The sequence below is a fragment of the Nonomuraea sp. NPDC050643 genome, from assembly GCF_040654715.1.
Lineage (GTDB): Bacteria > Actinomycetota > Actinomycetes > Streptosporangiales > Streptosporangiaceae > Nonomuraea.
On record NZ_JBFAIM010000070.1, the window covers coordinates 69,300 to 78,698 of the forward strand.

8 protein-coding genes are annotated in these 9,399 nt (G+C 71.9%); 5 read left to right on the plus strand and 3 right to left on the minus strand.

What is annotated here, in order from left to right:
- Positions 1-8: 8 nt before the first annotated feature.
- From AB0I15_RS53815 to AB0I15_RS53825, 3 genes are all read right to left on the minus strand, one after another.
- Complete coding sequence (locus tag AB0I15_RS53815; RefSeq protein ID WP_358115209.1) at positions 9-524, minus strand: carboxymuconolactone decarboxylase family protein; 516 nt, start codon at positions 522-524, stop codon at positions 9-11.
- Complete coding sequence (locus AB0I15_RS53820) at positions 521-1,600, minus strand: dihydrodipicolinate reductase (protein WP_358115212.1); 1,080 nt, start codon at positions 1,598-1,600, stop codon at positions 521-523. Before AB0I15_RS53820 ends, AB0I15_RS53815 begins: the two co-directional genes overlap by 4 nt.
- Positions 1,601-1,786: 186 nt before the next feature.
- Positions 1,787-2,515 (minus strand): FadR/GntR family transcriptional regulator, encoded by a 729-nt coding sequence (locus tag AB0I15_RS53825; RefSeq protein ID WP_358115215.1) that lies wholly within the window; start codon positions 2,513-2,515, stop codon positions 1,787-1,789.
- Positions 2,516-2,684: 169 nt separating this feature from the next.
- Here AB0I15_RS53825 and AB0I15_RS53830 point away from each other — a divergent pair, with 169 nt between their 5' ends.
- From AB0I15_RS53830 to AB0I15_RS53850, 5 genes are all read left to right on the plus strand, one after another.
- Positions 2,685-4,040 (plus strand): extracellular solute-binding protein, encoded by a 1,356-nt coding sequence (locus tag AB0I15_RS53830; RefSeq protein WP_358115217.1) that lies wholly within the window; start codon positions 2,685-2,687, stop codon positions 4,038-4,040.
- Complete coding sequence (locus AB0I15_RS53835; RefSeq protein ID WP_358115220.1) at positions 4,037-4,945, plus strand: sugar ABC transporter permease; 909 nt, start codon at positions 4,037-4,039, stop codon at positions 4,943-4,945. The genes AB0I15_RS53830 and AB0I15_RS53835 overlap by 4 nt, the downstream gene beginning before the upstream one ends.
- On the plus strand, positions 4,935-5,804 hold the full coding sequence (locus AB0I15_RS53840) for a carbohydrate ABC transporter permease (protein WP_358115221.1): 870 nt from the start codon (positions 4,935-4,937) through the stop codon (positions 5,802-5,804). Before AB0I15_RS53835 ends, AB0I15_RS53840 begins: the two co-directional genes overlap by 11 nt.
- 25 nt (positions 5,805-5,829) lie before the next feature.
- Positions 5,830-7,740 carry a hypothetical protein gene (locus tag AB0I15_RS53845; RefSeq protein ID WP_358115224.1) on the plus strand — a complete coding sequence of 637 codons (1,911 nt, stop codon included), beginning with the start codon at positions 5,830-5,832 and terminating at the stop codon, positions 7,738-7,740.
- Between the two features lie 91 nt (positions 7,741-7,831).
- On the plus strand, positions 7,832-9,399 hold a 1,568-nt coding region (locus AB0I15_RS53850), incomplete at its 3' end, for an ATPase (protein ID WP_358115227.1).

Consider the following 9,399-nt stretch of genomic DNA (forward strand, 5'->3'; position numbering starts at 1 on the left):
GACAGACCTCACTTCCGGCTCGTCGAGCGGGAGGGCACGGGGGAAGGGCCGTTCTGGAGACGGCAGACGGTGTCCAGGCCCAGCACGTGGTTGAGCCGGCCGAAGGCGAGCCAGGAGCCGAGACTCATGCTCAGCTCCACGATCTCGAGCTGGCTGTAGTGCGCGGTCATCCTGGCCCAGAAGTCGTCGTCGAGGTTGTGGTGGTCCAGGGCGTAGCGTTCGGCGTACTCGGCGGCCAGGCGGGTGCGCTCGTCGAAGGCGTCGGTGGTGCGCCAGTGCGTCACCGACTCGGCGAAGTCGTCCTCGACCCGCTCCCCGTCCCGTTCCGTGCGCCAGTCGAGGCAGAAGGCGCAGCCGTTGATCTGGGCGATCCGCAGCCGGGCGGCCTCGAACTCGCGCAGTCCCAGGGTCGTGTGGGCGTACACGGCCATGGAGAAGCGCGCGGCGGCGGGGCCGATGCCGGGGACGAGGTCGCCCCAGACGTACTCGATCGCGTCCTTGCCCTCGGGAATGTCGATCTTCATGCGCGTCTCCTTCCGAGCCTGCCCGCGGCCGGGCGCAGCGGGACGTCGAGCGCGTCGTACAGGCCGGGTTCGGCGTCGGTGAGCCAGTCGATGGCGCTCACCAGGCGGCCCACGGCGGTGGCGTTGCCGCCCGCGGAGCGGTTGCCGTCCTCGTCGGTGGCCTCGACCGTGACCTCGATGCGCGGACGGCCTTCGATGATCACTCGGTGCGCGCCGGCGCCGTCGGGCGGGAGCGGCCAGTCCGGGGCGCAGGACGGGTGGATGCGGGTGACGTGCTCGATCACGATGCGGGGCTCGCCGTCGACGATGCCCTGCACCTCGAAGCGGACGGCGCCCTGGGTGCCGGCCGCGAAGTCGCCCATCGACAGGGTGGTCACGGTCGTGTCGAGGGGGCGGCGGTCGAGGGTCTCGCGGATCTCGTCGAGCTCGGCGCCGAGGGCCCTGGCCATGAGCCGTACCTGGCCGCCCCACACCATGGTCGGGACCGTCGGGGCGAGCATCGGCGGCTCGTAGTCCATGGGCTGGCCCATGCCGACCAGATAGCGGACCGAGTCGGGCTGGTCGTAGGTGGAGTAGTCGAAGATCTCCTGGCAGCGGATGGCGTCCACCGTGGTGCCGAGCCCGCTGACCAGCAGCGGCAGCACGTCGTTGCCCCAGCCGGGGTCGATGCCGGAGACGAACAGGGAGCCGCCGCCCTCGGCGATGGCGGCCAGGATCGGGTTTCTCAGCTCGGGAGGGGCGTTGCGCTGGTCGTAGAGGGCGTACAGGGAGGGGGTGACGACGACGGCGCCCGCCTTGAGGGCGGTGAGGATGTCGTCGAGGGCCTCGGTGGGGCGCAGGTCGCCGGAGGCGGCGTAGACCACGGCGCGGGGGCCGGTGGCCAGCGCCGCGGCGGCGTCGCCTGTCGCCGTGATCCCCAGCTCGCGGCCGAGCCCTGCCAGCTCGCCCGCGTCGTGGCCGATCTTGGCCGGGTCGTGTACGACCACGGCCGTGAGTTCCAGTGCCGGATGGGCGTCGACGGCGCGGATGGCCGCGCGGCCGATGTTGCCGGTACCCCAGACGATCGTGGACACCATGGGCGGAGCGTAGCAAGCGCTTGGTTTGTTGCATAGGCCCGTCCCGACCTCGCACGACGAAATCCCACCACGCGTCCGGCCCGGTTGTGAGACCGGGTACCGGCAGGCCGGGGGCGGCGCGTGGTGGGCGGGGATCTGGTGGGCGGGGGTGCCGGAGAGTGAGGGGGCGCGGGCAGGGACGGGGTGTCAGCGGGACGGGCGGCGGCGGGTCCAGGAGTCGATGATGTGGGTGCGCATCGCGGCGGCGGCCGCCTCCTGGTCGCCCGACGCGATCGCGTCGCTGATCGCCTGGTGCTCGTCCAGCGTCTGGCGCATCACCGCCTCGTTGTACTCCCCGTGGTAGCGCATGCTGGTGCGGGCCTTGTCGTGGATGCTGTTGACGATGGCCCGGCTCAGCCGGTTGCGGGAAGCGGCCATGATCATGTCGTGGAAGCGCACGTCGGCGGCGGCGAAGTCGGGCGGCGAGGCCAGGTTGGCGCGCATAACGGCCAGCTCGGCGCCGATGCGCTCCTCGTCCTCCCGCGTGCGGGCGCCGGCCGCGGCGGCGGCCATGTCGGCCTCCAGCGCCGTGCGCACCTCGACCAGCTCGTCCAGGAACGTCGCGTTCTCGTCGTGCGTGATCACCGCCGTGAGCACGACGTCGTCGAGCAGGTTCCACTGCCGCGGATCGGTGACCTGGGTGCCGCGGCCGTGCTCGATCCGCACCAGGCCCTTCTCCTGGATCACCTTGACGGACTCGCGGATCACCGTCCGGCTGACGCCGAACTCCTCGCACAGCTCGGGCTCGGGCGGGAGCGTCGAGCCCGGCCGTAGCGCGCCCTTGACGATGTCGTCGACGAGCTGCTCCACCACGGTCGTGCCCAGCTTGGCGGCCCGGACGCGCCGCGGCCGCCGGCCCGCCGCGTCGCCGGTCACGGGACCCGCCGTGTGCTGAGTCGTGGGCTGAGACAAAGCGTCCTCCCGGGCATCGATGATCACACTCCTCCGAGGATAGGGCATTGTGAATACGTCACACGTATGATGTCATACCCGAAACATGGCGTTAACGCATCCACGAACCACGCCGCGCCCTTAGTGAGGCTCCATGAGACGACGCAGTCACGCCCTCCGCCTGGCGATCACCGCCGCAGCGGCCCTTCTCGCCGTCGCGGCCTGCGGACCGCCCAACCCCGCCGGGCCCGCGAAGGCGAAGGGCTCCTCCTCCCCGTACGGGTTCGACGCCGCCGAGCAGAAGGACGGCAAGCTCGTCGTCTGGGTGGACTCCACCCGCCTCGACGCCGCGAAGGCGTACCAGGCCGCGCACCCCGGCGTACAGCTCGACGTCGTCACCTACGACGGCAACGCCAACGGCTCCAACACGCTCAAGACCAAGGTGCAGCTCTTCAACCGGGCCGGGGAGGGCTGGCCCGACGTCGTCTTCACCACCGACAACAACACCGCCTCCTGGGCCTCGCAGGGCGACGACGCGTTCGTGGCCCCGCTCGACAAGGGCCTGCTCGACGACGCCACGCTCGGCGGCTTCGCCAAGGGCGCGCTCGACGTGTGCACCGTCGGCGGCACCGTCTACTGCCTGCGCAACGACCTGGCCCAGGTCGTGCTCTGGTACAACAAGAAGCTGCTCGACGAGTTCGGCTACGCGGTGCCCAAGACCTGGGAGGAATACCAGGCCCTGGGGGAGAAGGTGGCCGCCGAGCACCCCGGCCATATCGTCGGCACGGCCGGCGACGCGTGGGCGCCGGAGATCTACATGTGGGGCAGCGAGTGCCCGGCGGGCCAGATCACCGGCGCCAAGGCCATCACGGTCAAGGCCACCGACGCCACCTGCGCCCGCGCCGCCAAGCTGATGGACCGGCTCGTCGCCAACAAGACGATGTCCATGCTCCCCCTGTTCGGCCCCGACTTCGCCAAGAACCAGGGTGACAAGGTCCTCATGCTGCCCGGCCCCGCCTGGTACGGCGGCGCGGTCTTCCAGGGCACCCTCAAGACCCCGAAGGGCGAACTGGCCGTCGCCGACGCGCTGCACTGGGCCGGCCAGGACCCGCCGGTGACCGGCAACGTCGGCGGCGGCGCCTGGTGGCTGTCGCGGCACAGCACCAACCTGAAGGCGGCCAAGGACTTCCTCACCTGGGTCGCCACCGCGGACGCGTACCAGGTCGAGCTCTCGCCCGGCTACCCCGCCCACGCCGCCGCCGCGGCGAAGTGGATCAAGAAGCAGCAGGACAGCGGCTACTACGCCGGCGACATCGCCGCCCCGATCACCGCCGCCGCCGGCCAGGTCTGGTCCGGCTGGGGCTCGCCGGAGTTCAGCCAGGAGGCGGTGTGGGCCAAGACGGTCATCCCCGCCCAGACCGCCGGCAAGACCGTGGAGTCGCTGCTGCCGGAGTGGCAGACCGCCATCGAGCAGCAGGCCCAGGTGTCCGGCTACCAGGTCACCAAATGACCGCCTCCGCCATCAGCGCCGCGCACGCCAGGAGCCGCACCCGCTCCTGGCGGCCGGCCGCCGGGCACGTCTTCGTCTCCGGCTACGTGGTCCTCCTGGTCGTCTTCGGCGTGGCCCCCACCCTGTACGCGCTCAACCTCGCCTTCACCGACGCCGACGGGCGCTTCGCCGGCCTGGCCAACTTCGTCCGCACCGTCCAGGACCACCGGTTCCTCTCGGCCGTCGGGCACGTGGCGACGTACCTGGTGCTGTGGCTGGTCACGCTGACCGTACTGGTCCTGGTGCTCGCGCTCCTGGTGCACCGGCTCACCTCGCGCTGGTACCGGGCCACGCTGCGCTTCGTCTACTACGTGCCCGGCGCGCTGGCCGGGGCGTCGAGCGTGCTGCTGTGGCTGTTCATGCTGGATCCGTCGGTGAGCCCGGCCGACGACCTCGTACGCGCCCTGTGGGGCGAGACGTTCGTGGGCGTGGTCGCGCCCGCCCACCTGCCGTGGATCTTCACGATCATCGCCTTCTGGACCGGCGCGGGCGGCTGGATCGTGGTCATGTACGGCGCGCTCAACAGCATCCCGCACTCCGTCATCGAGGCAGCCCGGGTGGACGGCGCCGGACCGGTGCGCACGGCGCTGCGCGTACAGCTCCCGATGCTGCGCAAGTGGATCGTCTACATGCTGATCCTCTCGCTCGCCGCCGGCACCCAGCTCTTCGTCGAGCCGCAGCTCATCTCGCAGGCCAGCTTCGGCGTGGTCGGCACCGACTACTCGCTCAACCAGCTCGCCTACCTCTACGCCTTCGACCAGAACGACTTCAACGGCTCCGCCGCCATCGCCATCGACCTGCTCATCGTCGCGCTGTGCAGCGCCGGCCTGTTCGTGGCCAAGGGGGGCCTGTTCGATGCGGATTGAGCACCTCACGCGGGCCGCGATCCAGGTGCTCCTCCTGGCCGTCGCCCTGTTCTTCGTCCTGCCGATGGTGTGGCTGGTACTCGCCTCCACCAAGAGCCCGGCCGGGCTGATCAGGGACAACCCCCTGTCGCCCGGCTCGATCGACGCGCTGCTCACCAACTGGCGGCACCTCATGTCCTTCCAGGACGGCGCGGTGCTGACCTGGATGACGAACTCGGTCGTCTACGCCGGCCTCGCGGTGACCCTGACCCTCCTGGTCAGCATCCCCGCCGGGTACGCGATGGCGCTGATGAGCTTCAAGGGCCGCCGCCTGCTGCTCGTCGTCACGCTGGTCGTGATGCTGATGCCGGCCACGGCCCTGGTGCTGCCGATCTTCCTCGAGCTCAGCTATGTCGGCCTGGTCAACCAGGCGGCCTCGGTCGTGCTGCCGATGTCGTTCTTCCCCTTCGGCGTCTACCTGACCTACATCTACTTCTCGACCAGCGTCCCCGGCGAGCTGCTCGACGCGGCCCGGCTCGACGGCTGCAGCGAGTCGGCCACCTTCGCCCGGGTGGCGCTGCCGCTGGCCAAGCCGGTGGTGGCGCTGGTCGCGTTCTTCAGCTTCGTCCAGAACTGGAACAACTTCTTCCTGCCGTACGTGATGCTGCCGGACAGCGACCACTACCCCATGCAGGTCGGGCTGACCCAGATGCTGGCCGCCACCCCCACCTTCAACCCCGTCGTCGGCGCGAACGCCGAGGTGCAGCCGCCCGAGCTCGTGCTGGCCACGCTGCTGTCCATCGCGCCCGTGCTGCTCGTGTTCCTGTTCTCCCAGCGCTTCCTGGTCGCCGGCATGACCGCCGGCGCGACCAAGGGCTGACCTTCCTCCGAGGAGTCCCCACCGCATGACCACGCTCACGGCGAACGTCCCCGTCATCGAGCCCCCCGCCTGGGCCCTGTCCCAGCGCGCCCTGCTCGACCTGCTCGACAGCGGGTGGCGGCTGTTCTCCGACCGGTACGCCAGGCCCGACGGCTCGTTGCGCTACACCGGCCGGCTGTCCACCCGCGACGGCGCCGACGACTTCTTCGAGCCGTTCTTCAACTGGCCGCAGCTCTATCTGCTGGGCGGCGCCGACGACCTGCTGCCCGCCTGCGCGCGCCACTGGCACGGCGTGGCCGGGCAGATGACCGGGCTGGGCATGTTCGCCGACGAGTTCGAGATCGGCTACGACTGGTTCCACCAGGGCGAGAGCCTGCTGTTCACGTACTTCCTGACCGCCGCCGACCCCGCCGCCTGGACGGAGCGGGCGGTCCGCTTCGCCGACCTCTACCTCGACCCCGCCAAGGGCAACTACGACCCCGAGCACCGCATCATCAAGGCGCCGCACAACGGCAGCGGCGGCGCCCGGGACGGCGTCTCCGGCACGCCGGCCTACCCCTGGACCGAGGCCGAGGCCGCCCAGTACGGCTACCCGCTCGACTGGCTCGTCCCCGACGGCGCCCCCGTCCCGCCCCTGGCCGACGACCCGCGCCTGGGCGCGGAGATGCAGCGCCGCCTCGGCCGCGGCGACGCCGTCGGCAACCTCAGCGTGGCCGGCCTGGTCTGCAACGCCTACCTGGCCACCGGCGAGCAGAGGTACGCCGACTGGCTGCGCGAGTACGTCGGCGCCTGGCAGCGCCGCGCCGAGGAGAACGGCGGCGTGGTGCCCGACAACGTCGGCCTCGACGGCGTGGTCGGTGGTCACCTCGACGGCCGCTGGTACGGCGGCCACTACGGCTGGACCTGGCCCCACGGCCTCTACAGCATCGGCCAGGCCAGTGCCGTCGGCGCCCTGAGCGCGGCCCTGGCCACCGGCGACGACCGCTACCTGGACCTGGTCAGGACGACGCTCGACGAGGTCATCGCCCGCGGCGTCACACTGCCCTTCGGCCGGAGCGACTCGGCCAACCAGGGCCGCTGGCGCGCCCACCTGGGCCCCGACGTGGACACCCCCACGCTGCTCGTCCCCTACCGGCACAGCGACAAGGGCTGGTTCGACTACAACCCGATCCAGACCTCGGTCCCGCTGGCGCTCTGGCACCACACCGGCGCCCCCGAGGACCGGGCCCGCCTCGACGCGCTGCGCGCCGCGGCCGGCTACGACTGGGCGACGGTGCGGCCGTTCCGGGACAAGGAGGAGGCAGGGCACGAGGAGCCGTGGTACGCGTACCTGTGCGGCGGCAACCCGGACTACCCCGAGCGCATCCTCGCCGCCGCGCACGCCCAGGCCCGCCGCCGCATCGCACTGCTGCACGCCAACGCCGGCCGGGACCTGCCGGAAGAGGCCATCCACCTGTGGCAGAACGTCAACCCGGTGGTCACCGAGGCCCTCACCCAGACCATGTGGGGCGGCCCGCAGGTCGTCTACAACGGCGGCCTGCAGCAGGCCAGGGTGCGCTACTTCGACGCCGAGCGGCGCCGGCCCGGCGTGCCCGGCCAGGTCGCCGCGCTCGTCAGCGCCATCGAGCCGGAGGCGACCGTGGTCACGCTGGTCAACCTGTCGGCCACCGCCGACCGTACGATCATCGTCCAGGTGGGGGCGTTCGGCGAGCACGAGATCGTCACGGCCGCCGCCGACCGCGCCGAGGAGGGCTGGACCGGCCACGACACCGAGTACATCCACCACGAACCCGTGCTGTCGCGGCACGAGGTCGCGGTGGGCGGTCCCCATCTCACGGTGGAGCTGCCGGCCGGCACCACGATCACGCTGACGCTGCGGCTGCGCCTGCACGCCAACCGGCCGTCGTACCGGTCACCGTGGGAGTTCTCTGCGTAGTCACTTTCTCACTTTTCGTGGCGGATCCCGGCCGCGTCCGGCAAGCTGCTGTTCACCGAGAGCGGCGGACCGAGCCGGACAGGTGACGATCATGACAATGGGTGGGCGGCACGCCGGGAATCTGCCGCCGGAGATGACCAGCCTGGTGGGCCGCCGCGACGACCTCGCACGGGTCCGCAGGCTGTGCCGGGAGTTCCGGATGGTGACGCTCACCGGCGCGGGCGGGGTCGGCAAGACCCGGCTCGCGCTGCGGGCCGCCGCCCTCATGAGGGACGGCTTCGCCGATGGGGCCTGGCTCGTGGAGCTGTCGCCGCTGAACCAGGGCGCTCTGGTCCCGCACACCATCGCGGAGGCGCTGCCGCTGGCCGACCGCACGACCCGCCCCATGGTGGAGGTGCTCACCGAATATCTGGCCGAGCGGCACCTGCTGCTGGTGCTCGACACGTGCGAGCACCTCGTCGACGACTGCGCCCACGCCGCCCGCGAGCTGCTGACCGCCGCGCCCCGGCTGTCGATCCTGGCCACCAGCCGCCGCCCGCTCGGCGTCCCCGGCGAGCAGGTGCTGGTCCTCGACCCGCTGCCGGTGCCCGACCCGCGCGGCACGGGGCCACAGGACGCGCTCGTGCTGCTCGCCGACCGCACGGCCGCCGCCGTGCCCGGCTTCACCGTCACCGACCACAACCGGTCCGAGCTGGTACGCCTGTGCCGCCGCCTGGAAGGGCTGCCGCTGGCGATCGAGCTGGCCGCGGCCCGCCTGCGCGAGCTGCCGGTCGCCGACCTGTGCGAGCGGCTGGAGGACCGGTTCGCCGAACTGGGCGACATCGGAAACCGCGCCGAACTGGGCGACATCGGAAACCGCGCCGAACTGGGCGACATCGGAGACCGCGCCGAGCGCGGCGACGTGCGAAACCGTGCCGAGCCGGGTGGCAGCGGGGACGAGGTGCTCGACGCCGCCCCGCCCTGGCACCGGGCGTTGCGGACCGCGATCGGGTGGAGCCACGAGCTGTGCACCCCCGAGGAGCGGCTGCTGTGGGCGCGGACGTCGGTGTTCGCGGGCAGCTTCGAGGACGGGGCGGTCGCCGAGGTGTGCGCCGACGCGCTGCTGCCGGCCGCCGCCATCCCCCGGCTGCTGGCCGAGCTGGCCGACAAGTCCATCCTCATCTGGTCGCCGACCGGCGGCGGCGAGCGCTTCCGCATGCTCGACACCATCCGCGAATACGGCGCCACCTGGCTGCGCGCCCTGGGCGAGCAGGAGGCGCTGCGCCTGCGGCACCGCGACTTCTACCTGGCGCTGGCCCTGCGGGGCGACGCGGCCTGGCTGGGGCCCGACCAGATCGCCTGGAACGACCGGACGAACGCCGAGCACGACAACCTCCGTACCGCGCTGGACTTCAGCCTGTCGCGGACCGGCGACCACGCGGCGCTGGAGCTGGCGGCGGCGCTCTGGTTCTTCTGGTACCCCTGCGGCTACCTGCGGGAGGGCCAGCACTACCTCGAACGCGCCCTCCACCTCGACACCGAGCCCAGCGTCGTGCGCAATCGCGCCCTGTGGGTCTGCAGCCTGACCCTGACCGTGCAGGGCGACGCCACCGCCGGCATGGTCTGGGCCGCCGAGTGCGCCGGTGTCGCCGAGCAGCTCGGCGACACCGGCGCGGCGCG

Bases quoted from the DNA above. Each gene is read 5' to 3' on its own strand.
- AB0I15_RS53815 (WP_358115209.1), bottom strand. From the start codon at position 524: ATGAAGATCGACATTCCCGAGGGCAAGGACGCGATCGAGTACGTCTGG.
- AB0I15_RS53830 (WP_358115217.1), top strand. From the start codon at position 2,685: ATGAGACGACGCAGTCACGCCCTCCGCCTGGCGATCACCGCCGCAGCG.
- AB0I15_RS53845 (WP_358115224.1), top strand. From the start codon at position 5,830: ATGACCACGCTCACGGCGAACGTCCCCGTCATCGAGCCCCCCGCCTGG.
- AB0I15_RS53840 (WP_358115221.1), top strand. From the start codon at position 4,935: ATGCGGATTGAGCACCTCACGCGGGCCGCGATCCAGGTGCTCCTCCTG.
- AB0I15_RS53835 (WP_358115220.1), top strand. From the start codon at position 4,037: ATGACCGCCTCCGCCATCAGCGCCGCGCACGCCAGGAGCCGCACCCGC.
- AB0I15_RS53820 (WP_358115212.1), bottom strand. From the start codon at position 1,600: ATGGTGTCCACGATCGTCTGGGGTACCGGCAACATCGGCCGCGCGGCC.